General features: G+C 71.3%; 26 protein-coding genes. 12 read left to right on the forward strand and 14 right to left on the reverse strand.

All coding sequences use genetic code 11. The features are described 5' to 3' along the window. Positions 1 to 13: 13 nt before the first annotated feature. Positions 14 to 1303: a sensor histidine kinase gene (locus CHC05_RS27935; RefSeq protein WP_089253559.1), complete on the reverse strand. Its 1290-nt coding sequence runs from the start codon at positions 1301 to 1303 to the stop codon at positions 14 to 16. A gap of 170 nt (positions 1304 to 1473) precedes the next feature. On the opposite strand from CHC05_RS27935, the gene phoU reads away from it, so the two are divergent. Continuing rightward, complete coding sequence (phoU, locus tag CHC05_RS27940; protein WP_089253700.1) at positions 1474 to 2115, forward strand: phosphate signaling complex protein PhoU; 642 nt, start codon at positions 1474 to 1476, stop codon at positions 2113 to 2115. A 4-nt stretch (positions 2116 to 2119) separates the two neighbouring features. Here the strand turns inward: phoU and CHC05_RS27945 are convergent, their stop codons facing one another. Then, the gene (locus CHC05_RS27945; RefSeq protein WP_089253560.1) at positions 2120 to 2869 is read right to left on the reverse strand and encodes a phosphoglyceromutase; all 750 of its coding nucleotides are present in this window, start codon (positions 2867 to 2869) and stop codon (positions 2120 to 2122) included. A 146-nt stretch (positions 2870 to 3015) separates the two neighbouring features. On the opposite strand from CHC05_RS27945, the gene CHC05_RS27950 reads away from it, so the two are divergent. Together CHC05_RS27950 and CHC05_RS27955 are read left to right on the forward strand one after the other, a co-directional pair. Next, entirely contained in the window at positions 3016 to 4326 is a 1311-nt protein-coding gene (locus tag CHC05_RS27950; protein ID WP_089253701.1) for an MDR family MFS transporter, read from the forward strand. A 42-nt stretch (positions 4327 to 4368) separates the two neighbouring features. After that, the gene (locus CHC05_RS27955; protein ID WP_179266413.1) at positions 4369 to 5586 is read left to right on the forward strand and encodes an MFS transporter; all 1218 of its coding nucleotides are present in this window, start codon (positions 4369 to 4371) and stop codon (positions 5584 to 5586) included. On the opposite strand, the gene CHC05_RS27960 is transcribed toward CHC05_RS27955, so the two are convergent. Both CHC05_RS27960 and CHC05_RS27965 read right to left on the reverse strand, forming a co-directional pair. Next, entirely contained in the window at positions 5583 to 6611 is a 1029-nt protein-coding gene (locus tag CHC05_RS27960) for a LacI family DNA-binding transcriptional regulator (protein WP_089253561.1), read from the reverse strand. The two genes, CHC05_RS27955 and CHC05_RS27960, sit on opposite strands and share 4 nt — an antisense overlap. Positions 6612 to 6615: 4 nt before the next feature. Then, a complete protein-coding gene (locus tag CHC05_RS27965) occupies positions 6616 to 7377 on the reverse strand; it encodes a maleylpyruvate isomerase family mycothiol-dependent enzyme (RefSeq protein ID WP_089253562.1) in 762 nt (253 codons plus the stop codon). Positions 7378 to 7447: 70 nt separating this feature from the next. Here CHC05_RS27965 and CHC05_RS27970 point away from each other — a divergent pair, with 70 nt between their 5' ends. Next, a complete protein-coding gene (locus CHC05_RS27970) occupies positions 7448 to 8536 on the forward strand; it encodes a UDP-N-acetylmuramate dehydrogenase (RefSeq protein ID WP_089253703.1) in 1089 nt (362 codons plus the stop codon). A 91-nt stretch (positions 8537 to 8627) separates the two neighbouring features. Here the strand turns inward: CHC05_RS27970 and CHC05_RS27975 are convergent, their stop codons facing one another. From CHC05_RS27975 to CHC05_RS27985, 3 genes are all read right to left on the reverse strand, one after another. Next, on the reverse strand, positions 8628 to 8969 hold the full coding sequence (locus CHC05_RS27975) for an LPXTG cell wall anchor domain-containing protein (RefSeq protein ID WP_089253563.1): 342 nt from the start codon (positions 8967 to 8969) through the stop codon (positions 8628 to 8630). Between the two features lie 79 nt (positions 8970 to 9048). Next, positions 9049 to 9846: an SAM-dependent methyltransferase gene (locus tag CHC05_RS27980; RefSeq protein ID WP_089253564.1), complete on the reverse strand. Its 798-nt coding sequence runs from the start codon at positions 9844 to 9846 to the stop codon at positions 9049 to 9051. Continuing rightward, complete coding sequence (locus CHC05_RS27985) at positions 9843 to 10652, reverse strand: SDR family oxidoreductase (protein WP_089253704.1); 810 nt, start codon at positions 10650 to 10652, stop codon at positions 9843 to 9845. Before CHC05_RS27985 ends, CHC05_RS27980 begins: the two co-directional genes overlap by 4 nt. Positions 10653 to 10822: 170 nt before the next feature. On the opposite strand from CHC05_RS27985, the gene mshA reads away from it, so the two are divergent. The 3 genes from mshA to CHC05_RS28000 all read left to right on the forward strand — a co-directional run bounded on the left by mshA (position 10823) and on the right by CHC05_RS28000 (position 13692). Then, positions 10823 to 12181, forward strand: coding sequence for a D-inositol-3-phosphate glycosyltransferase (gene mshA / locus CHC05_RS27990; RefSeq protein WP_425426851.1), 1359 nt, complete (start codon positions 10823 to 10825; stop codon positions 12179 to 12181). Continuing rightward, on the forward strand, positions 12178 to 12693 hold the full coding sequence (locus CHC05_RS27995) for a type III secretion system chaperone family protein (protein ID WP_089253705.1): 516 nt from the start codon (positions 12178 to 12180) through the stop codon (positions 12691 to 12693). Before mshA ends, CHC05_RS27995 begins: the two co-directional genes overlap by 4 nt. A 261-nt stretch (positions 12694 to 12954) precedes the next feature. Beyond that, positions 12955 to 13692, forward strand: a complete 738-nt coding sequence (locus CHC05_RS28000) for a Type 1 glutamine amidotransferase-like domain-containing protein (RefSeq protein WP_089253566.1) — start codon at positions 12955 to 12957, stop codon at positions 13690 to 13692. Here CHC05_RS28000 and CHC05_RS28005 read toward each other — a convergent pair. From CHC05_RS28005 to CHC05_RS28030, 6 genes are all read right to left on the reverse strand, one after another. Continuing rightward, entirely contained in the window at positions 13689 to 14555 is an 867-nt protein-coding gene (locus CHC05_RS28005; protein WP_089253567.1) for a DMT family transporter, read from the reverse strand. The two genes, CHC05_RS28000 and CHC05_RS28005, sit on opposite strands and share 4 nt — an antisense overlap. Before the next feature lie 49 nt (positions 14556 to 14604). Beyond that, positions 14605 to 15060, reverse strand: a complete 456-nt coding sequence (locus CHC05_RS28010) for a hypothetical protein (protein WP_089253568.1) — start codon at positions 15058 to 15060, stop codon at positions 14605 to 14607. Continuing rightward, on the reverse strand, positions 15057 to 16274 hold the full coding sequence (locus CHC05_RS28015; protein WP_089253569.1) for a hypothetical protein: 1218 nt from the start codon (positions 16272 to 16274) through the stop codon (positions 15057 to 15059). Before CHC05_RS28015 ends, CHC05_RS28010 begins: the two co-directional genes overlap by 4 nt. Beyond that, on the reverse strand, positions 16271 to 16768 hold the full coding sequence (locus tag CHC05_RS28020) for a hypothetical protein (protein WP_089253570.1): 498 nt from the start codon (positions 16766 to 16768) through the stop codon (positions 16271 to 16273). Before CHC05_RS28020 ends, CHC05_RS28015 begins: the two co-directional genes overlap by 4 nt. Positions 16769 to 16779: 11 nt before the next feature. Beyond that, the gene (locus tag CHC05_RS28025) at positions 16780 to 17247 is read right to left on the reverse strand and encodes a hypothetical protein (RefSeq protein ID WP_179266414.1); all 468 of its coding nucleotides are present in this window, start codon (positions 17245 to 17247) and stop codon (positions 16780 to 16782) included. Between the two features lie 88 nt (positions 17248 to 17335). After that, on the reverse strand, positions 17336 to 17785 hold the full coding sequence (locus CHC05_RS28030) for a hypothetical protein (RefSeq protein WP_089253572.1): 450 nt from the start codon (positions 17783 to 17785) through the stop codon (positions 17336 to 17338). Between the two features lie 660 nt (positions 17786 to 18445). Between CHC05_RS28030 and CHC05_RS28035 the strand changes: the two genes are divergently transcribed. Next, positions 18446 to 18997, forward strand: a complete 552-nt coding sequence (locus CHC05_RS28035) for a hypothetical protein (RefSeq protein ID WP_089253573.1) — start codon at positions 18446 to 18448, stop codon at positions 18995 to 18997. A gap of 436 nt (positions 18998 to 19433) precedes the next feature. Here the strand turns inward: CHC05_RS28035 and CHC05_RS28040 are convergent, their stop codons facing one another. Then, on the reverse strand, positions 19434 to 19916 hold the full coding sequence (locus CHC05_RS28040; RefSeq protein ID WP_089253574.1) for a GNAT family N-acetyltransferase: 483 nt from the start codon (positions 19914 to 19916) through the stop codon (positions 19434 to 19436). A gap of 46 nt (positions 19917 to 19962) precedes the next feature. Here CHC05_RS28040 and CHC05_RS28045 point away from each other — a divergent pair, with 46 nt between their 5' ends. From CHC05_RS28045 to CHC05_RS28060, 4 genes are all read left to right on the forward strand, one after another. Beyond that, the gene (locus CHC05_RS28045) at positions 19963 to 20337 is read left to right on the forward strand and encodes an MmcQ/YjbR family DNA-binding protein (RefSeq protein WP_089253575.1); all 375 of its coding nucleotides are present in this window, start codon (positions 19963 to 19965) and stop codon (positions 20335 to 20337) included. 46 nt (positions 20338 to 20383) lie between these two features. Further along, positions 20384 to 20590 carry a hypothetical protein gene (locus tag CHC05_RS28050; RefSeq protein WP_089253576.1) on the forward strand — a complete coding sequence of 69 codons (207 nt, stop codon included), beginning with the start codon at positions 20384 to 20386 and terminating at the stop codon, positions 20588 to 20590. Between the two features lie 447 nt (positions 20591 to 21037). After that, entirely contained in the window at positions 21038 to 21352 is a 315-nt protein-coding gene (locus CHC05_RS28055; protein WP_089253577.1) for a DUF2516 family protein, read from the forward strand. Continuing rightward, the gene (locus CHC05_RS28060; RefSeq protein WP_089253578.1) at positions 21349 to 22242 is read left to right on the forward strand and encodes an alpha/beta fold hydrolase; all 894 of its coding nucleotides are present in this window, start codon (positions 21349 to 21351) and stop codon (positions 22240 to 22242) included. Before CHC05_RS28055 ends, CHC05_RS28060 begins: the two co-directional genes overlap by 4 nt. Positions 22243 to 22248 lie beyond the last annotated feature (6 nt).

Here is a 22248-nt window from a genome sequence, read left to right on the forward strand (position 1 = left end):
GGACTTTCCTTCCTTACCGCTCGGATCGGCTCGACTCGGCCGATCCGGTCACGATCTCAATAGAGGGGGGTAGCGGGAGGGCGGCGTCCGGCGGACTGGCCGGAAACCGGAGGGTGAACGTCGAACCCTCCCCCAGTGTGCTGACTACATCGATGCGACCGCCATGGTTGGTGGCGATGTGCTTGACGATGGCCAGGCCGAGCCCGGTGCCGCCGGTGGCCCGGGAGCGGGCGCGGTCGGCACGGTAGAACCGCTCGAAGATCCGGTCGACCTCGTCCGGCGCGATGCCGATGCCCTGGTCGGCCACCGAGAGCACGACCGACGACTCCTCGAGGGCGGTCGTGATCGTGATCCGGGTCTCTTCCTTCGAGTACGCGATCGCGTTCTCCACCAGGTTGGACAGCGCGGTGGCGAACTGGCTGTCGCTGCCGTAGACGGTCAGCCCGCGCTTGCCCTCGACCACGACCTCGATCTCGCGGGCGGCGGCCGTCGTGCGGGTGCGGTCGATCACCTCGGCGACCACCCAGTCGACCGGCACCGGCTCGGGGTCGGGCAGCGGGTCGGCGCCCTGGAGCCGGGTCAGCTCCAGAAGCTCGTTGACCAGCCGGCCCAGCCGCGTCGACTCGTGCTGGATCCGCACGGCGAACCGGCGGGCGGCGGCCACGTCCTCCTCCGGGCCGGCGCCGGGCTGCGGGCCGACGTTGGTCGGGTCGGTGGCGTCGAGCAGGGCCTCGGCGAGCAGTTGGAGCGCGCCGATCGGGGTCTTCAGCTCGTGGCTGACGTTGGCGACGAAGTCCCGGCGCACCCGGCTGACCCGGTGCGACTCGGTGACGTCGGCGGCCTCCACGGCGACGAAGTTGCCGCCGAGGCCGACCGCGCGCAGGTGCACGCCGAGGGGGTCGGAGAGGCCGTCGCCGCGCGGCAGGTCCATCTCGACCTCGCGGCGGACGCCGGAGCGGCGGACCTGGCCGGCCAGGGTACGGATGATCGGGTGCGCGACCAGGCTGCCCGGCGTGCCCGCCGAGCGGAGCAGACCCATCGCCCGGGCCGCCGGGTTGACCAGCACCACGGTGTCGTCGCTGTCGAGCACCACGACGCCGACCCGCAGCGAGTCGAGGCTCTTGCGACCCAATCCGGGCTGCGGATCGTGCCGGTCGATGGTGATCGCCTGCCTTCCCTCGCCAGCCGCGCGGGTAGGTGCGACGGTCGCTGACCCCCGCCGCCTGAAGCGCGGGATCAGCGATCCGGCGGCGAAGCCCGCCAACAGACTGACGCACACGCCAGTCACGATCGCCCATTCCACGAGGCGATCGTAGGGTCATTCTTAACGAAAAGCCTGGTCGGGCCGGAGCGAGCGGGCGCAGATCGCACAATGTTCACCGGCCGGCAGAGCGCCGTTCACTAGCGTTCTGTGGCGTACACCTACGGTGAACCGGACATATGTCAATCGTTCCCCAGGAGCACCAAATGGCCTTGCGCGAAGAGTTCCGCGCTGACCTGCACATCGTGAGTCAGCTGTTGGTCGACATGGCCGAGGCGGTCCGCACCGCCATGGGTGAGGCGACCACCGCACTGCTGCGTGCCGACAAGGCCGCCGCCGAGGACGTGATCTCCCGGGACGCCGAGGTCGACTCGCTCTACCGCCAGGTCGAGGAGCGGGTGACCGATCTCATGGCCCGCCAGGCCCCGGTGGCCAGCGACCTGCGGGTGCTGATCACCGCCCTGCAGACCGCCGCCGACCTGGAGCGGATGGGCGACCTCGCCGACCACGTGGCGAAGACCGCCCTCCGCCGGCACCCCTCACCGGCGGTCCCGGCCGAGCTCCGCCCGGTCTTCCAGGCCAAGGCCGCCGTCGCCGACAAGATGGCGGCCAAGATCGCGACAGTCATCTCGAAGCTCGACACGGTCGGCGCCGCGGAGCTGGATACCGACGACGACGCGATGGACGCGCTGCACGTCGAGCTGTTCAAGGTCATGCTCAGCCCGGACTGGCCGTACGGTGCGGAAACCGCGATCGACGGCGCCCTCTTGGGCCGTTTCTACGAGCGCTTCGCGGACCACGCCGTGAACGCCGGCCACCACGTCATCTATTTGGTGACCGGCGAACAGGTTTGATCTTTCAGCGTCCCTGGTTGGCCACGGCGGCCGCGGCTTCGGCGGCGGCCGCCGGGTCCAGGTAGGCGCCGCCCGGGGCGATCGGGCGCAGGTTGGCGTCCAGGTCGTAGCGCAGCGGGATGCCGGTCGGGATGTTGAGCTTGGCGATCGCCTCGTCGGAGATGCCGTCGAGGTGCTTGACCACGGCGCGCAGCGAGTTGCCGTGTGCGGCGACCAGCACGGTCTTGCCGGCCAGCAGGTCCGGGACGATCGCGTCGTACCAGTACGGCAGGGTGCGCACGAGCACGTCCTTGAGGCACTCGGTGCGCGGCATCAGCTCCGGCGGCAGGGCCGCGTAGCGCGGGTCGTCGGTCTGCGCCCACTCGTCGCCCGGGTCGATCGGCGGCGGCGGCACGTCGTACGACCGGCGCCAGAGCATGAACTGCTCCTCGCCGTACTCCTCGAGCGTCTGCTTCTTGTTCTTGCCCTGGAGCGCTCCGTAGTGGCGCTCGTTGAGCCGCCACGACCGGTTGACCGGAATCCAGGAGCGGCCGGCCTCGCCCAGCGCGAGCTCGCTGGTGCGGATCGCGCGCCGCAGCACGCTGGTGTGCAGCACGTCGGGCAGCAGGTCGTGCTCCCGCAGCAGCGCGCCTCCGCGGCGGGCCTCGGTCTCGCCCTTGTCGGTCAGGTCGACGTCGACCCATCCGGTGAACAGGTTCTTCGCGTTCCACTCACTCTCGCCGTGCCGGAGCAGCACCAACGTCCCCACAGTCATGCCGCCATCCTCGCGCAGCCGGTGAACCGGCCTGCGACCCACCCGGCGTGACGACCGCCATGCGGTAATCCTGATGACTTCCTGGGTGCCCACCCCCTAGGTTGCGTAAGGCCGCTGTGGATTGGCGGTCGTTACAAAAGGGGGGCCTGGGAGTGGTACGAGGCTGGTTGCGCGAGACAACGGGTGGACTGCCCAGGACGTTCTGGTACCTCTGGTGCGGCACCCTGGTCAACCGGCTCGGCGGCTTCGTACTGATCTTCTTGACGGTCTACCTGACCAAGGAGCGCGGCTTCAGCGACATCCAGGCCGGCCTCGTGGTCGGCCTGTGGAGCGCCGGCGGTGGCATCGGCACGATGGTCGGCGGCATCCTCGCCGACCGCTGGGGCCGGCGGCCGACGCTGCTGATCGCCCACGTCGGCGGCGCGAGCATGATGCTGCTGCTCGGCTTCTCGCGGCCGTTCGCGATGATCGCCGGCGTCGCGTTCGCGCTCGGCACGTTCGCCGAGGCGGCCCGGCCGGCGTTCGCCGCGATGATGGTCGACGTCGTGCCCGACCGCGACCGGGTACGCGCGTTCTCGCTGAACTACTGGGCGATCAACCTGGGCTTCGCGTCGGCGGCGATCCTCGGCGGTTTCGCGGCCCACCTCGACTACCTGCTGCTCTTCGTGCTCGACGCGTCGGCGACGCTGGTCACCGCGGCGATCGTGTTCGTCAAGATCAAGGAGACGCGACCGACCGGTGCGCACGTGCCATCGGGTGCCGGGTCGGGCCGCGGCGGGCTGGGCATGGTCCTGCGCGACCGGGTGTTCCTGATCTTCACGGGCGCCAACCTGCTGGGCGCGATGGTCTTCCTCCAGCACGTCTCGATGCTGCCGATCGCGATGAGCGACGACGGCCTCTCCTCGTCGACCTTCGGCTGGGTGATCGCGCTCAACGGCCTGCTGATCGTGCTCGGCCAGCTCTTCATCCCCAAGCTCATCGCCGGGCACGGCCGGGCCCGGGTGCTCGCGGTCGGCACGATCGTGCAGGGCGTCGGCTTCGGCCTGACGGCCCTGGCCGGAAGCGCCTGGCTGTACGCGATGACAGTGCTGATCTGGACCGTCGGCGAGATGGTCTACTCGCCGGCCAACGCGGCCACCATCGCCGACCTCGCCCCCGCCTCGGTGCGCGGCCGCTACCAGGGCGTCTTCGCGCTCTCCTGGTCGATCGCCGGTTTCACCGCACCGGTGGCCGGCGGGTTCGTCCGGGATCTGCTCGGCAACAGTGCACTGTGGATCGGCTGCGCCCTGATCGCCTTCGTGGCGGCGGCGATCAACCTGTCCGCCGGACCGGCCCGTGAGCGGCGGGCCGCGGTGATCGCGGCGGCGGCCCGGGTGCCTTCGCCGCGCGCGGCCGTCGCGCCGGCGCCGCCCGGAGTGATCAGCGACACGCTGGCGCCCACCTCGTCGGCTTCGTAGCGTCCCTTCGGTAAGGCTTCTTAACTGAAGGAGGGACCGGGGTTGCGGGCCTGGTTGCGGAACACCGCGGGCGGCCTGCCCGGCACGTACTGGTACCTCTGGACCGGCATGCTGATCAACCGGGTCGGCGCGTTCGCCATGCTGATCATGTCGGTCTACCTGACCGACGAGCGCGGCGCCTCGGCCAGCCTGGCCGGCCTGGTCGTCGGCGGCTACGGGATCGGCGGCGTCGCCGGCACGCTGCTCGGCGGCGTCCTGGCCGACCACTGGGGCCGGCGGGCGACGCTGTTCTGGGCGCACACGGTGGCGGCCGGGCTGATGGCCGCGCTGGCCTTCACCACGCACCTGGGCGCGATCGCGGCCCTGACCGTCGCACTCGGGCTCGTGCACTCGATGCCGATGCCGGCGTTCGTCGCCGCGATCGTCGACGTCGTGCCGGCCGAGCGCCGGTCACGCGCCTTCAACCTGCAGTTCTGGTCGTTCAACCTCGGCATGGCTGCGGCCGGCCTGCTCGCGGGACTGCTGGCCCAGGTGAGCTACCTGGCACTCTTCCTCGCCGACGCGGGCGCCACCGCGGTGACGGCGGCGGTGATCGCGTGGAAGGTGCCGGAGACGTTCCAGCGCCACCGCCGGGCAGAAGCGACTGGCGGCCTGCTCACCGCCCTGACCGACCGCACGTACCTGGTCTTCGTCGGGCTGACCTTCCTGCTGGCCGCGCTGTCCACCCAGACCTCGACGATCATGCCGCTGGCGATGCGGGCCGACGGGCTGAGCCCCGCCGCGTACGGGACGGTGGTCGCGATCAGCGCGGCCCTGATCGTGGTCGGCCAGCTCTTCGTGCCCCCGCTGATCGACGGACACCGCAAGCACACCGTGCTGGCCACCGCCCTCGGCCTGATCGGCCTGGGCTTCGGCGCGCTGGCCTTCGCCGACCACCTGGCCGTCTACCTGCTCGCCTCGGTGATCTGGACGATCGGCTCGATGCTGGCCGCACCGCCCAATGCCGAGGTCAACGCGGAGCTGTCCCCGGAGGAACTGCGGGGCCGCTACCAGTCGGTGTTCAGCCTGACCTTCCCTGCGGCGGCCTTCATCACCCCGGCCCTGGGCGGCCTCAGCCTCGACCACCTGGGCAGCTGGCACTGGATCGCGGTCGGCACGGTCGGCCTGGTCGCAGCCGCCGGCCACCTGCTGACGGGCCCGGCCCGCGACCGCGAAGCCGCCCGCCGGGCGCTACGGGTCCGCGAGCTGGAGCGGGTCTAAGCCGACTCTCTGATGATGAGCTCTGTGGGGAGCATCGTGATCGGTTCGATCTCTTCGCCTGCTACCAGGCGCATGAGTTGGCGGGCCATTTCGCGGCCGATCTGTTGGATCGGCTGCCGGACCGTGGTCAGCGGCGGCTCGGTGTAGCGGGCCATCTCGATGTCGTCGAAGCCGATCACGGCGACGTCGTCCGGCACCCGCCGCCCGGCCTCCCGCAGCGCCCGCAGCGCGCCGTGGGCCATCAGGTCCGAGGCCGCGAACACCGCGTCCAGCTTGGGGTCGTCGTCGAGGAGCTGGCGCATCGCGACGGTGCCGGACTCCCTGGTGAAGTCGCCGATCGCGACGATCGAGCGCCGGTCGGAGTCGCGCAGCGCCTGCCGGTAGCCGGTCAGCCGGTCGATGCCGGCCACCATGTCCTGCGGGCCGGAGATGGTCGCGATCCGCTTGCGGCCCGATTCGAGCAGGTGCCGGACGGCCGAGACCACGCCGCCGATCTGGTCGACGTCGACGTAGGGCACCTCGACCGTCGTGCGCCCGAGTGGCCGGCCGCTGCAGACGACCGGGATGCCCATCCGGATCAGCGCGGCGGGCAGCGGGTCGGCGCCGTGCATCGAGGCGAACATGACGCCGTCGACGTGGCGGCCCATCGTGTAGCGCTCGACCCGGTCGTGCCCGGCGGTGGAACCGGCGATCAACAGCACGAGCTGCTTGTCGGCGGCGTCGAGCTCCATCGAGACGCCGCGGATGACGCCGTGGAAGAACGGGTCGTCGGAGAACACCCGGGTCGGCGTCTCCGGCAGGATCAGTGCGGCGGAGTCGGTGCGCTGGGTGACCAGGCTCCGGGCGGCGAGGTTGGGCACGTAGCCGAGCTCGCGTACCGCCCGCCGAACCGCCTCCTGGATCGGTTCGGCGACCGTGGTCGAGCCGTTGACCACGCGCGACACGGTGGCCCGGGACACGCCTGCCCGCTTGGCCACCGCCTCGAGCGTCGGCCGCTCGCGCGTTCCGTTCTTCGCCCTGGTCAAGGAATCACCCCGTGCGTAACGCCGTCAGCAGGGTCGGGTCGCCGCTGACCACCAGGACATCGAAACCCACCCGGCCGTAGAGCGCCAGCAGCAGATCACTCGCGGTGCCCTCGGCCTGCACCCGGGCCGGCGGCTCGTCGGTGTCGAGGATCGTGTCGGTGTCGAGCAGCGCGACGCCCTCGCCGCGCAGTCGGACCAGCCATTCCTGGTCGGCATCGGCCGCGAAGAGCTGCACGACGCCGTGCGGGCGCTCGCCGCTCTGCCGGCGCCCGGCCGGCAGCCACGTGTCGAGCACCTCGGAGATCCCGTCGGCGGCCAGCTTCGCCTCGATCGGCTCGCTCGCCGCCAGCGACATCTGCGCGTCCCACCGGTGCACGGCGGTCTCGTGCGCCATGCGGCGGCTCCAGAACCCGGCCTTCTTGGACTGCGGCGCCCAGTTCCACAGCGGCGTCTCGGGATCGGTCGCGTCCAGAGTGGAGATCAGGGTGTCGTAGCGCATCTGCCACCAGGCCAGCGACGCTTCGCCGCCGGGCGCGTCGACGGGGTGCTCCCGGAGGTCGGGGCGCTCGGTGCCGCCCCGCTCGACCAGGGCGGTCACCCACTCGTAGCAGCTGCCCAGGTGGTGCACCAGGTCGGTGACGGTCCAGCCGGGGCAGGACGGCACCGGCGCGTCCGGCGGAGCCTGGGCCACCGCGGCGGCGAAGGCGGCCGCCTCCGCCCGCACGCCGCCGAGCCAGAAGTCCTTGGTGCCGTGCAGTCTGGTCATCGGATGCTCCTTCGGTGCGGGCCGGACCGTCGCCACTGATGCCGGAGCACCCCAGCCTAGGGTGAACAACGTGCCAGACGTTAGCGCCGAACCCCCGACCGCCACCGGCCCGCTCGATCCACGGGCGTTGGCCGACTTCACCACGCTGCGATTGGGCGGCCCGGCCAGTCAGGTGCAAACGGCGGAAAACAGCGATCAAATCGTGCAAATGGTACGCGCAGCCGCGCGCGACGATGCACCCGCCATGATCCTGGCCGGTGGCAGCAACGTGGTGATCGCCGACGCGGGCGTACCCGGACCGGTGATCCTGGTTCGGTCCCGCGGTTTCGAGGTCGTCGGGTCCGACGACGACCACGTCGTGGTCCGGGTCGCGGCCGGCGAGCCCTGGGACGAGTTCGTCGCCGCCACCGTCGACGCCGGCTGGTCCGGGGTCGAGTGCCTCTCCGGGATCCCCGGCTCGGCCGGCGCGACGCCGATCCAGAACGTCGGCGCCTACGGCCAGGAGGTCACCGAGACGATCGTCGGCGTCGAGGTCTACGACCGGCTCGACGACACCGTCCGCCGGATGGCACCGGACGAGTGCCGCTTCGCCTACCGGACCAGCGTCTTCAAGCACAGCGACCGCTGGGTGGTGCTCTCCGTCGACTTCCGGCTGGCCGTCGACCCGCGGTCGGCGCCGGTGCGCTACGCGGAGCTGGCCCGGGCGCTCGCGGTGGCGCCGGGCGAACGGGTGCCGCTGGCCGAGGCGCGGGCGGCGGTGCGCGCCCTGCGGGCCGGCAAGGGCATGGTGCTCGACCCGGCCGACCACGACACCTGGTCCGTCGGATCGTTCTTCACGAACCCGGTGCTCGACGCCGGCGCCTTCGAGTTCCTGCGCGCCCGGGCCGGCGGCGTCGGTGACCCGCCCTCGTGGCCGGCCGCGGGCGGCACGGTCAAGGTCAGCGCCGCCTGGCTGATCGACAAGTCCGGGTTCACCAAGGGCTACGGCGGGCGGGGTGGCGTGGCCATCTCCGGCAAGCACACGCTGGCGTTGACCAACCGCGGCCAGGGCAGCACGGCCGCCCTGCTCGACCTGGCCCGGGAGATCCGCGACGGCGTACACGAGCGGTTCGGCGCGACCCTGCACCCCGAGCCCGTCCTGGTCAACTGCGCTCTCTAGCGCATGGGAAGGGGGCCCGCGGCGAGCGGACCCCCTTCGGTAACCCCCACTGGACCCCCGGGTACGCACCGGGCTGGGGGTGTTGCAGAGCTCAGGCCTCGAAACGGTGGCGGCGGCGGAAAGCGGTCGCCCACAGCGCGATGACCACACCGACCAGCAGCACGCCACCGCCGATCCCGGCCACGACCCCGGCGTCCGCACCGGTCTGCGGGAGCATCGGCGTCGGCTGCGGCTCGGGCTCCTCCGTGACCGCCGGCGGCGTCGTCGGAGTGTCGGTCGGCACGCAGTAGTAGTCCTGCTTGACCGAGCCGGGCGGACACGGCGCGGCAGCCACGTGCGCGGCCGGAGCGGCCTGGGCGGCCACACTGGTCAGCGCGATCGCCGGCACCAGCAGCGCGAACGCGGCGAGAATGAGGGACAGCCGGTTACGCACAGCCTGTCCTCCCCGTCTGTGTGATGGGTTGTTGTCGAACGGCCCAACGAGGCTGCAGCGATTTAGGTGGCGTGTCCGGTTAAGGGAATTTTGTCGGCATGATCGCCGACCAGGCGACCGTCAGCTCCCCCAGGCGCCAGCGGGCCGGCCGATCCAGCACCGGCCAGCCGCCGGCCTTGACCGCGGCCACCGCGCGCTGCCAGCGCTGCCGGGCGCCGAACGTCGCGTACGGCGCCGCGTCCCGCCATCCGTCGTCCAGCGCGCGCAGCAGGTCGTACACCGGCTCGCCCGGCACGTTGTGGTGGATCAGTGCCTTGGGCAGCCGTTCGGCCAGCGTGGCCGGGGTGTCGAGGGTGGACAGCCGGGCGGCCAGGGTGAGCGAGCGCGGACCGGTCCGGTCGAGGCAGACCCAGGCGGCCAGCCGGCCGAGCTCGTCGCAGGTGCCCTCGACCACGATCCCGTCCGGCGCCAGCGCATCGGTCATCGTCGCCCAGGCGCCGGCCACCGCGTCCTCGTCGTACTGGCGCAGCACGTTGAACACCCGCACCACCACCGGGCACAGGCCGGCCAGCTCGAAGCCGCCACGAGCGAAGGTCAGCCGGGGCGGGTCGGCGGCGGGCGCGGCGGCGGCCACGCGCGCCGGGTCGATCTCCAGCCCGACCACCCGCACCTCGGGCCGCACGCGGGCCAGCCGCGACCGGAGCTCGACCGCGGTCACGGGGGTGGCGCCGTAGCCGAGGTCGACCACCAGCGGGTCGACGGCATCCCTCAACGCGGAGCCCGCGTACGCCGCGATCCAGTTGTCGATCCGGCGCAGCCGGTTGGGGTTCGTCGTCCCTCTGGTGACGAACCCCTGCGGTCGCTGCGACCTGGTCAGCTCTGCTTCCCGATGGGACCTTTAGCGACCTTGTGCTGAGCCGCCTGGGCCAGGGGCCGGACCACGATCCGGTCGATGTTGACGTGCTGGGGCCGGGTCGCCGTCCAGGCGATGCAGTCGGCGACGTCGTCCGCGGTCAGCGGCATCTCGACACCGGCGTAGACCGCGTCGGCCCGCTCCGTGTCGCCGCGGAACCGCTTGGTCGCGAACTCGTCGGTGCGGACCATGCCGGGGTCGACCTCGACCACCCGCACCGGACGGCCGGCCAGCTCGAGCCGCAACGTGCCGGTCATCGCCGTCATGCCGTGCTTGGCGGCGCTGTAGCCGCCTCCGCCCTCGTACACGATGAAGCCCGCGGTCGAGCTGACCATCACGATCGTGCCGGCCTCGGACGCCTCCAACAGCGGCAGCAGGGCCTTGGTCACCCGCAGGGTGCCGAGCACGTTGACCTCGAACATCCACTGCCAGTCGTCGACGGAGCCGTGCTCGACGGGGTCGAGGCCGAGCGCGCCGCCGGCGTTGTTGACCAGCAGGGTGACCGGCTCGTCAGGGCCGCCGGCCTCGCGGCCGTAGGACTCGGCGAGGTCGGCGACCGCCTCGGCCAGGCCCGCCACCGACTCGTCGGACGTGACGTCGCAGGGCACCGCGACCGCGCTGCCGCCGGCGTCAGTGATCTGCGTCACCAGCTCGGCCAGGCGGTCAGCCCGGCGGGCGGCGACAACGACGGTGAACCCCTCGGCGGCCAGGCGGCGGGCGGTGGCCGCCCCGATCCCGCTGGACGCGCCGGTGACGATGGCGATCGGCATGCCCACAATCCTCTCCCATCCCGTGGCGCGCCTCACTGCCGGATGAAGTCCGTCACGTCTGAACGCCGCCGGGTAGGCGTAGCCACTCGTCCGTGGGGAAGATGTCGCCTGGGGGAGAGGTTTATACATGGGCGCCCGGCGATGTCGGGCCCGGCTTGGAAGGAGCAGATGTGGTGCAGGCGCCGTTCGGCGTCGGCCGGCAGCGAGGACCCAAGCCCTGGCCGCTCCCCCGACGCATCGCCACGCTGTCCGTACACACGTCACCGCTCGACCAGCCCGGCACCGGTGACGCGGGCGGCATGAACGTCTACGTCACCGAGGTCGCCCGCCGGCTCGCCGAGGCCGGTGTCGAGACCGAGATCTTCACCCGGGCCACCTCCAGCGACCTGCCGAACACCGTCGAGATGGCGCCGGGCGTGCTGGTCCGGCACGTGATCTCCGGTCCGTTCGAGGGCCTCGCCAAGGAAGACCTCCCGGCGCAGATGTGCGCCTTCGCCACCGGCGTGCTGCGGGCCGAGGCGGCCCACGCCCCCGGCTACTACGACCTGGTGCACTCCCACTACTGGATCTCCGGACAGGTCGGCTGGCTGGCCCGGGAGCGCTGGGGCGTGCCGCTGGTGCACTCCGCGCACACCCTCGCCAAGGTCAAGAACGCCCAGCTCGCCGCCGGCGACCGCCCCGAGCCGCTGGCCCGGGTGGTCGGCGAGGAGCAGGTGGTGGCCGAGGCCGACCGGCTGGTGGCCAACACGACGTTCGAGGCCCGCGACCTGATCGACCGGTACGGTGCCGACTCCGACCTGGTCAGTGTCGTCGAGCCCGGTGTCGACCTGGACCGCTTCACCCCCGGCGACCAGGGTGCCGCCCGCCGCCGGCTGGGGCTGCCCGAGCGCGGCCACATCGTCGCGTTCGTCGGCCGGATCCAGCCGCTCAAGGCGCCCGACGTGCTGCTGGCCGCGGCCGCCGCGCTGCACGCCCGCGACCCGGAGCTCGCACGGGACCTGACCGTGGTGATCGTCGGTGGGCCGAGCGGCACCGGCCTGGCCCGGCCGGCCGCGCTGATCGAGCTCGCCGCGTCGCTCGGCATCAGCCACGCCGTGCGCTTCCTGCCGCCGCAGACCGGCAGCGACCTCGCCGACGTCTACCGCGCCGCCGACCTGGTGGCCGTGCCGTCGTACAACGAGTCGTTCGGGCTGGTCGCGGTCGAGGCGCAGGCCTGTGGCACCCCGGTGGTCGCCGCGGCGGTCGGCGGCCTGGTCACCGCGGTCCGCGACAACATCAGCGGCGTCCTCGTCGACGGGCACGACCCGGACGACTGGGCCCGGGCGCTGGGTGGGCTGCTGGCCGCGCCGGGCCTGCGGGTCGAGCTCTCCCGGGGTGCGGTCGCGCACGCCAGCGAGTTCTCCTGGTCGCGCACGGCGAGCGGGCTGCTGGCGGTTTACGGTGGTGCGGTGACGGAGCATCGGGAGCGGCTGACAGCCCGGCTCGAGGGCGAAGCGGCGGCGTTGGGCGCGGGCACGGCCGCGTGGTGAGCGGCCCTTCGCCGGCCGAGGTCGCCGCGCTGATCGAGCGGGTCTGCGCCGAACGGGAGCTCGCGATCGAGCCGACCGGCGAGCTGTCCTACGTGGTGACGCTGCCCGGCACCCACAAGCTCAAGACGACCTGCAACCTGATCGTCGGCGAGCACGCGCTGCGGGTCGAGGCGTTCGTGATGCGCCAGCCGGACGAGCGGCGCGAGGAGCTGTGGGCCTGGCTGCTCCAGCGCAACGCCCGCATGTACGGGGTCGCCTTCTCCATCGACCAGGTCGGTGACGTCTATCTGACCGGCCGCACCGGGCTGGCCGCGGTCACCGAGGACGAGCTCGACCGACTGCTCGGCGCGGTGCTCAGCTACGCCGACGACTCATTCGACACGATGCTCGAAATCGGCTTCGGCACAGCGATCCGGCGCGAGTGGGAGTGGCGCGTCAAGCGCGGCGAGTCCACGGCGAACCTCCAGGCATTCACGCATCTGTTCCCACCGACGTCCCCTACTGAACGGTAAGGACCGATGTGATGGGCGAGACAGGCATTCTCGCTTGTCCACTGATCTCGCCTCGAACTACCGTTCTCCTTAGCGCCACGCTCGAAGGGGTTTTGGGGGTAGCCGCAGGCCGCGAGGCCCGGCAACGACGAGCGCAAGCGTTGGGGGTACGGTGGCCCACCCGTTGGGGGACGGTCGGTCACCTGAAACCGGCGGGCGAGCGGGCGACGCTTACGGGGGTGGGCGTCGTTCGCCCCGCTGGTTGGCCCATCCGCTTCTGACATGATCAAGGGCGTGTCCCGCCCGCCGCAGATCTTCGCCGTCTCGCCCGCTGCCCGTCCGGCCGGCACGCCGCCTGACCAGCGCAGCGCCCTGCTCAATCACGCGATCTCGCTGACCGGCGTACCCCGGGCCAAGGTCTGCTTCGTCACCACCGCGGTCGGCGACGACCCGGCGGCGATCGCCAGCCTCTACACCGTGCTGCGGGACTCCACCGACGCCGAGCCGAGCCACTTACAGCTCTTCCCCCAGCCGAACGTCCGTGACGTGCGATCCTTCCTGCTCTCACGCGACCTGATCTGGGTCAGCGGCGGCAGCGTGGTCAACCTGCTGGCGGTCTGGCGTGCGCACCGGCTCGACGAGATCATGCGGGACTGCTGGGAGGCCGGCGTCCTGCTCGGCGGCGGCAGCGCGGGCAGCATCTGCTGGCACACCGGCGGCACCACCGACTCGTTCTCCGACGACCTCGACCCGGTGACCGACGCGCTGGGCTTCCTGCCGCACAGCAACGGTGTGCACCACGACTACGCGCACCAGCCCCGGCGGGCGCTGTTCCAGCGGTTGGTCGACGACGGGACCCTGCCACCGGGCTACGCCACCGACGACGGGGTCGGGCTGCACTACGTGGGCACCGAGCTCGTCGAGGCGGTCACCTCCGCTCCCGGGGGCGACGCGTACCGGGTCGAGCCCGGGACGCACCAGCCGCTGCACGCTCGGGTGATCGCGCAGCGGCCGGTCTAGTCGGTCTGGAGCTCTGCCTTTCCAGTGGCTCCCGACGGCTCCCCCGGCTCCTCCAGGCTGCCGTACTTGGCCAGCATCAGGCTGGACGCGATCGCCAGCGCGAAGCCGACCGCCGCGACGGGGATGAAGCCGCGCCGCGTGGTGTCACCCAACGCGAGCACGCCGACCACCGACGGAAGCACGGTCTCGCCAATCACCAGGCCGGCGGTCACGGTCGTCACCGAGGCCTTCTGGAGGCCGATCGTGTAGAAGACGAAGGCCAGGCCGCCGGCGACGACCAGGGTGTAGATCTCCGGACCGCTGAACCAGTCGACGAAGTCGACGTCCGAGATCGACCGCGCGGCCAGGGCCACGATCCCGAAGAACAGGCCGCCGACCAGACCGAGGGTCGCCGCCCGCAGCGGGTCCTTGAGCTTGATCGCCGCCAGACCGAGCAGGGCCAGCACGGGTACGGCGATCGTCAGGCCGATCCGGAACGTCCAGGAAGGCTGGTCGGCGTTCTCGCTCCCGGCCGAGACGCCGAGCAGCGCGAGACCGACGCAGACGCCGCCGACCGCCAGCCATTGGATGGTGCCGAGCCGCAGCTTGAGCAGCGGGATGGCGAGCACGGCGGTCACCGCGAGGCTGGCCGCCAGGGCCGCCTGCACCAGGAAGATGGGCAGGCTGCGCAGGGCGATGAACTGGAACACGAAGCCGGCGCCGTCGAGGGCCAGGCCGAGCAGGTACCGCCACTGCGCGAACACCCCCATCAGCGACTTCGCGCTGACGGTGTCCGAGCTCGGCGCCCGGCGGGCGGCTATCGCCTGGAACACCGACGCCGAGCCGTAGCAGATCGCCGAAACGATCGCCAGGATCAGGCCCATGAGCTGACCGTACGGGCGACGGCTTCGTTTATGGGCGGTTTAGCCGGTTTTATCCCTGCGGCTCCGGACTGGGCTCTTCCGGGCTCGGGCTCGTGTCCGCGGGGCTCGGTTCCGGGCTCGGCGTCTGGTCCTCGGGCACGACGGTCGGCTGGACGGCCGGCTCCGGTGCTTCGGTCGGCTTCGGCCGCTTGGGTTTTGGCGACGGTGCCGCCAAGGTGGTGGCCATCGGCACCAGCGTGGGCGCGTCGTCGTAGACGTCGTACTGGGCTGCCGGCGAGGGCACCCGCTCGTGCGGCGCGGTGCCCATCGCCCCCGAGCCGTCGGCCGGGGTGCCGGTGGCCTGGCGCTGACCGAGCACCCAGCCGGCCGCGACGACGACGGGCAGGCCGAGCCCGAGGATCAGCGCGAGGGTCTTCTTCGGCGTGAGCTGCACACCGGTTACACCGTTCGGGGCGGGCGCGAGGTTACGGCCCGTGACGTCGCCGGTCGTCGGTTCTTCGGTCATGTGGCGACGAGCACGACGGCCGCGTCGCTGGTGGCCGTCGATGGGCTCACCTCGGCCGCCGGCTCGCTGGTCGCGGCGGCGTCGGTGGCGGGGGCGTCGGGCTCACCCTCGGTGCCCGCCGTGCTGGTGTCACCGGTCGCCGGCTCGTCGCCGCCGGCCGACTCGGTCGTACTCGGCGTGCCGCCGGGTTCGGCCGTCTCGGTGGTCTCCGTGCCCGGCGTGGGCGCTGCGGGGGTCTCCGGGGTGCCCGTGCCCGGGTCGGTGCCTGGGTTCGTGCCTAGGTCCGTGCCGCCGGTCGTCGGGTCGGCACCGGCGGTCGGATCGGCCGGCGCGGTGGCCGCCTCGTCCGGTGCCGGTGCGACGCGCGGCGCGCCGAGCGTGACCACGATCCGGCCCTGCACCTCGGCCAGCGTCGCGTCGAAGGTGGCGTTGGCGGGCACCGTCGCGGGCGGCACCGCGAGGGGTCCGAAGACCCGGGTGGCGCCGTCGTCGACCGTCAGCACCGGCTGCGCTCCGGCCTCGGCCACCACGGTGACCGGGCGGGCTTTGCCGTCCCAGCCGGTGACGACGTCGCCGGGTGCGACCGGTGCCCCGCCCGCGTAGGTCAGCGTGTCGTCCGTGCCGAGCACCCCGTCGGTGCCGGGCTGCACGGTCCAGGCCGGCGGACTGCCCGGCGCGGGGGTGGCCGCCGGCTGGGCGGGGTCGCCGATCGCGACGACGGCGGGACCCGCGGCCGGACCGGCCGGCTTCTCCACCGCCGGGTCGGGGACCACCACGGCCTTGCCGTCGGCAGCGACGATCACGGCGTCGCTCTTGGCACTCTCGGGCCCGGTCCAGCCGCCCTTGACCGGCACCACCGTGTAGCGCCACGAGCCGGTCGGCACGCCCGAGTCGGCACAGGACTCCTTGGCGACGTTCTCCTCACAGGTCCCCTGTGGCTGCTGCACAGAGCCGGCCAGGTCGTACCGCTGTATGCGGTAGCTGTCGACCTTGCGCTCGCCGAACGTGTTGGGCGTCCACGACACGGTGACCACGTTGCCGGCCGCGCTGACGACCGGCTTGTTGCCGGGCGAGAGCGTCGCGGTCTCCGCGGTCAACACGACCTCGTCACTCTGCACCCGCCACGCGGCGATCGCCGCCCCGGCGCCGGCAACCAACGTGACAGCGGCAATGCCACCGAGCACGGCGGGGGACGTGGCGATCAGTCTCTTCACTTGTTCACCTTCGTGGCTACACCGGTGATCCGGATGGTGAAGGTGACCCCCGAGCATTCGTTGGTCACCGAGGCGGGCATCCGGATCGGAATCGAACCGGCATCACGCGACTGACGGGCGCGCACCGTTATCGGCAGCCGGCCGTCGTGCGAACCAGCGATGAGGTTGCCCGGGTGGGCGGGGCAGGCCCGGCGGGAGCTCTTGACCACCTCGCCGCTGATGCGGCTGATGCTCAGATCGAAGTGGTACGGGTTGCGCACCCGCACCGCCATCGATCGCTGCGCCCCTGGGTAGAGGCCGGCGACCGAGGTGCCCTCGATCGTGAAGCTGTGCGCGCCGGGCGCAGGCGAGTGCGGCTTCTGCCACGGCCAGCGGAGCGTGGAGAAGTTCGAGAGCTTCAGCTCGGACTCGTTGGGGACGGCGACCGAACCGGTCGCCGCCCCCGCCAGGCTGAGCACCATCGCGACGGCGGCCAGCGCCGTAGTCAGTTTCACGGCGTCTTCTCTCAGTCCGGCAGCGTCACGCCGGCGAGCGCCAGCGTGATCTCGAATGACGCGCCCTGGCACGCCTCCGGGGCGTTCTTCTTCATCACGACGGCGTCGGGCACCGTGAACTGCTCCGTGTCGCCGGCATCTACGCGTTGCGCCAACGCGTTCTGGTCGATCACGACGACGCTGCTGGCCGTGCATCCGTCGGCAAGGTGCTCCGCGTCCACCTGCACCGCCGCGCCCGAGGTGAAGGACTGCACCTCGACGGCGAAGTCGTTGGGGTTGGTGACGCTGACCACGATCGTGGCCTTGGCGCCTGGGTAGAGGTCGGACTGTGGAGCGGCCTTCGCCTGGAGCGCCGTCACGCTCCCCGCTTTGGCGGTGCCCGTGGCGGTGCCCGTGACGCTCCATGCCGCCCAGGCCACGCTCGCGATCCCCGCCACGATGACGGCGACGAGCGTGATCACCGCAGTTCGCTGGGACACGTTACGCATCGAGGTTCGCTCCTACGGAGAAGGCTTGGAAAGTGCCGCGGTGGGGCAGCTGAACCAGCCGCCCCACCGCACGTTCGGATCACGGTTGGGTGCTGAGGCCTGACACCGTCGTCGTGAGCGTGAAGGTCGCGCCCTGGCACGCATCCGGGGTGCTGAGGGCCATCTGAGCGCCGTTGACCACCGTCTGCTCGTGGTAACCCTTCTGCAGGATCACCGGGTTCGTCGGCGGCGTGAAGGACACATTGCTTCCGGCACAGTTCGCCTTGTCGGAAACGATCGTGGGCGAACCCCACGACGTGATCTGCACCGGGAAGTCGTTGGGGTTGTTCGACTTGACCAGGAGGTCCTTCGCGCCACCGGGGACCAGGTTGTAGGCCTCGCCGGTGACGGTGATCGTCTGGGCCGTGGCAGCCGTCGCGGTCGCGGTCGCGGTGCCGGTGATCGACCACACCGCCCAGGCAACTCCGCCGCTGATGCCGAGGGCGGCGACGCCGATGATTACGCCGGCGCGCTTGGTGATCTTCCGCATGATGATTCCCTTTCATAAAGCCGAACAGGCGGGAGTGGGCGAAAAGAATTCGGTGTTGGCGCCGGTCCGGTGGAGGCGGTCCGGCGCCGAGGACTACTTTGCCGCAGTTAGCGCTTTTCGCTCAACAAGCAACCGTCCGACCTTTGCTGTGCACAAATAGCGCCAGTCAACCCCGACGGCTTAACTCTTTTGAGTGGTCCGATATGCCCGTTTGGTCGACTTCATCAACGCCCGGCGATCCGCCATCACCGCCCTGACCTGCTAAAACGCCGCCGTAGCACATCGGTTAAGCGAATCGATATCGGTGTCATCCGAAACAGTGACCGAATCTCCAATTCGCGAGGTGCCTTCATTTCGCCATTGCGCGCAGCACGCGAACCAAACGCACAAATAACGGCGGCCTTCTTCCACCGGAATTGCAGCATTGGGGTCCGTCACCTATTCGCGGTCACCCGAGCTGTCAGCCCAACAATCTGATTCGGCCGGGTGGATCACTTGTCGGCGAACAACCACGAACCATGTTCTCTATGCCGCGATCTCACCAGTTCGGGAAGAGTCTTCTGGGTCGCCGCAACCGACGGAAACACTCCGGATTGTCCGCGACACCCGCCATGAACACCGCGCCGGTCTGGAACGCCGGCACCCTCTAGGAGACCTCCCTTGCAGAAGCGTTCGAAGCGCATCCTCGCCGCCACCCTCGCCGCCGCAGGCGTCCTCGTCGCGAGCGGCATCGCATACGCGACCTGGGTCCAGGCGGACGACGTCGCGGTCAACGGATCCAGCGAGACCTTCAAGCCCATCACCCTGTCCGGCGAGTGGCTTGGCCGCGACAAGGTGCAGACCGGTGACGCTGGTCTGCTTCCCGGGGAGTCCGGCGTCGTCAAGCTGACCCTCCCGGTCTCCGCGAACAACACCATCAACGCGCGGATCGCGACCATCATCGGAACGAACATCACCGCCGACCACATCTCCGGCACCGACAACGACCACTGTGCCCAGTACCTGTCGGAGGGCACCTACACGCCGACAGCCATCCTCGCTCCCGGCACGACGAACGAGATCTACCTTCTGAGGGCGGTCAAGCTGATCGACGCTGCACCGGTGACCTGCCAAGGCATGACGTTCCAGACCGAGTGGACCGTTTCCCTCGAGCCGGATCGGACCGCACCGACCGGCGGCACAAGCTTCGACCTGTCGCCGTCCAACAACTGACCCTGGCGGGTTCGGCGCCCCCCACTTCTTCGGAGGTGCGGGGCGCTCCGGCGCCTAGACGAGTAGGTCCGAAGCACCCGCCGAGTTGGATGGTCCGTCGCATGCGAGCCGGACCACCAGATCCTGACCCGTCCCGCGCCATGCCCCCGGGACCGCGTCACTCAGATCGTGTGCGCCCCAATCGAGAACCGGCACCCCAGACCGCATGATCGAGTGCATGTGCTCTGGTCGCCGCACGGCGTGTCGACCAGACCAGACACACCCGATCAACCAGCACACCGCTGATCTCCCAGACGTCGCACACCCGATCACAGCCAGGCTCGACACCCACCGGAAACCGGTCCAACCTCCACCGGCATCCCCGAGCCGCAGTACCGCCGGCAAACGCGACACGATCAGCCTGCTCGCCGCGGACACCGACTCCGGACCTACTCGTCTAGGCGACGGCCTTGACGTAGCGGTGGCAGGGGACCGGGATCGGGCCGTCGGCGGTGCTGGCCAGGTAGTCGAAGAGGCCTGCGTCTGACCAGCCGCTGCGTTCGTAGAAGCGGCGCGCTCGGGCGTTGCCTGCCGCCACCGCTAGCCAGGCCTCCGCGTAGCCCTCGGCCGCTACCTGGCGCTCGGCCTCGCCCAGCAGGACCCCGGCTACGCCGGAGCCGCGGTGGGTGGCGGAGACGTAGACCTGCTCCACCTCTTCGTCGACCACCTTGACGAAGCCGGCGATCGACTCGCCGACCAGGGCCACCGTGGTGTGCGGGAGGCCGTCGGCGGTGCGGGAGCGGAACGTATCCGGGGTGCGGACCGCCACCAGCGCGTCGGGCACGTTGCCGAGATGGCCGTCGGCCCAGCCGCGGTGCCAGATCTCGGTGAGCGCCTCGATGTCGGCCTCGCGGGCCGGGCGGAGGGTCACCTGGGGCATGCGCCGAGGCTACGGAACTGTCGTACCCCGGCGCTACGGTCCTGTCATGTCCGCACCCGGCGACGTCCCACCCGCGATCCTCACCCGGCTCCGGGCGATCTGCCGCGGGCTGCCGGAGGCCTACGAGGAGCCCGCCTGGATCGGCGTGCGCTGGCGCATCCGGCAGCGCACCATCGCCCACGTCTACACCCGCGACGACGACCCTGTCGTGCGGATGACCTTCCGCGCGCCCGACGACGAGGTCGCCGCGTTCGCCGCCGCGGGTCCGCCGTTCTTCCAGGCCGACTGGGGCGGCAACGTGGTCGGCATCACCTTCAGCCGGCGCACCGACTGGGAGGAGGTGAGCGAGCTACTGACCGAGAGCTACCGGCTCCTGGCGCCGAAGCGACTGGCGGCGCTGTTGCCCGAGCCGTCCGGATAGCGCGATTCGCCGCACGCCCGACAATCGCCCGCGCGATGATCTGGGCATGGCAAACGCGTGGATTCCGGTCATCGGCGGCCCGCAGGACGGCACCCAGGTCGAGGTACCCATCACCGACGGCCTGCCACCGAGCCCGCTCACCCACGAATGGCGCTGGACCGGCCCGGGCGGCGACAAGAAGGTCACAGAAACATATGTGGCCGACGACGCACCCGGCAGCGACCCACCGTGGCGCTACGTGCCGGAGCACTGAGGCACCGAGCCGCCGCGCGGCAGAGTAGGCCCGCCGCTCCGACAACCCGCCAGGGCGAAGTCGCCGCCACGCGGCAACTGCCGCAAGCGGCCTGCCCGCAGGACGACGGGCCGAGACGGCCGCCGCCCGGCGGCAGCCGCATCGAACGCGGCCGGGCCCGGGGTGTGAGCAGGCCCAGCAGCAGCTCAGGGAGGCCGCCGAGGCCGAGTTGCGGGCCGGGCTCGCCGAGGCGACCCGGCAAAGCCGGGCCATGCCCGGGGCGCGAAGGCGACACCGCCGCCGCGCAGCAACCGCCCCAAGCCGACACGCACGCAGGTAGGCAGAACGAGACGGCCGCTGCGCGGCAACGTCGTCTGGGTGGTGCGGGCGACCGCGCTGGCCATGATCAGGTGGGTGCCCTAAAGCTCCCGGCACCCGTGTGGCCGACACGGAAGTACGCTTAGGGGCATGTCCACGAGCGCGCCCATTTTCTACGACAATGTCCTGTGGGGCATCAACATCGCGAGCCTGATCCTGGCGCTGGTGCTGATCGGTGTCGCGTTCGTGCACTGCCTGACCCAGCGCGGCGACGCGTTCGCGGCGATCGGGTCGCTGCCCAAGGGCGGCTGGCTGGCGATTCTCGGCATCTGCTTGCTCTTGTCGTTGCTCCTCAACGACTCACTGAGTATCTTCCGCCTCATCGGCATCGGTGCGGCCCTGGTCTACCTGCTGGACGTGCGACCAGGGCTGAAGGACCTCACTGACGGCAAAGGCTTCTGGTGAGGGATTTCCGCTGGCCCCCACCGCCCGACGGGGGCCCGCGGACCTACGGGCCCGGCCCGAGCGCCCCGCGCAGCGGGCGGCCGACGCTGCCCGAGCCCGAGACCGAGGTCGTCGCCACACCCCACGGCGTGCGGCTGGAACGCCTGACCACCGGCACCGGCAGCCCGACCACCGTGTTCGCCCACGGCCTGGCCAGCGGCATCGCGGTGACGCGGCCCTACGGCAGCGCGGTCGGCGGGCGCAAGGTGTTCTTCCAGTTCCGCGGCCACGGCCGGTCCGACGCGCCCCCGGGACCCTGGTCGTACGCCGATCTGGCCCGTGACCTGCGCGCCATCGCCGACCTGTCCGGGGCGACGCGGGCGTTCGGCGTCAGCCTCGGCGCCGCCGCGCTGACCCGGCTCGTCGCCGACAGCCCGGACCGGTTCGACCGCCTCGTCTTCTTCCTCCCGGCGGTGCTCGACCAGCAACGCTCGGCCGCGGTCAAGGCCCGCCTGACCACCCTGGCCGCCGCCGTCGCCTCGGGTGACGTCGCCGCGGTCGCCGACGCGATCTCCGTCGAGTTCCCGCCCACGCTGCGGGGCACGCCGGCGGTCTGGGCGTACCTGCGGCAGCGGATCGACCAGCTCATGCGCGACGGCCTGGCCAAAGACCTGGACTCGCTCGCCGAGCAGGTGGCGATCCCCGACCCGGCGCGGCTGAGCGACGTCACCGCCAAGGCGTTGGTGATCGCCTGCGCCGGCGACGACCTGCACCCCGTGCCGACCGCCGAACGGCTCGCGGAGGCACTGCCCAACGCCACCCTGCACGTCTACGACCGACCCGGCGTGGTCTGGACCGATCGCGCGGACCTGCGTACCCGGATCTCCGACTTCCTCAACGCTCCGGAGTAGTCTGCC

The organism is Asanoa hainanensis (assembly GCF_900188485.1).
Classification (GTDB): domain Bacteria; phylum Actinomycetota; class Actinomycetes; order Mycobacteriales; family Micromonosporaceae; genus Asanoa; species Asanoa hainanensis.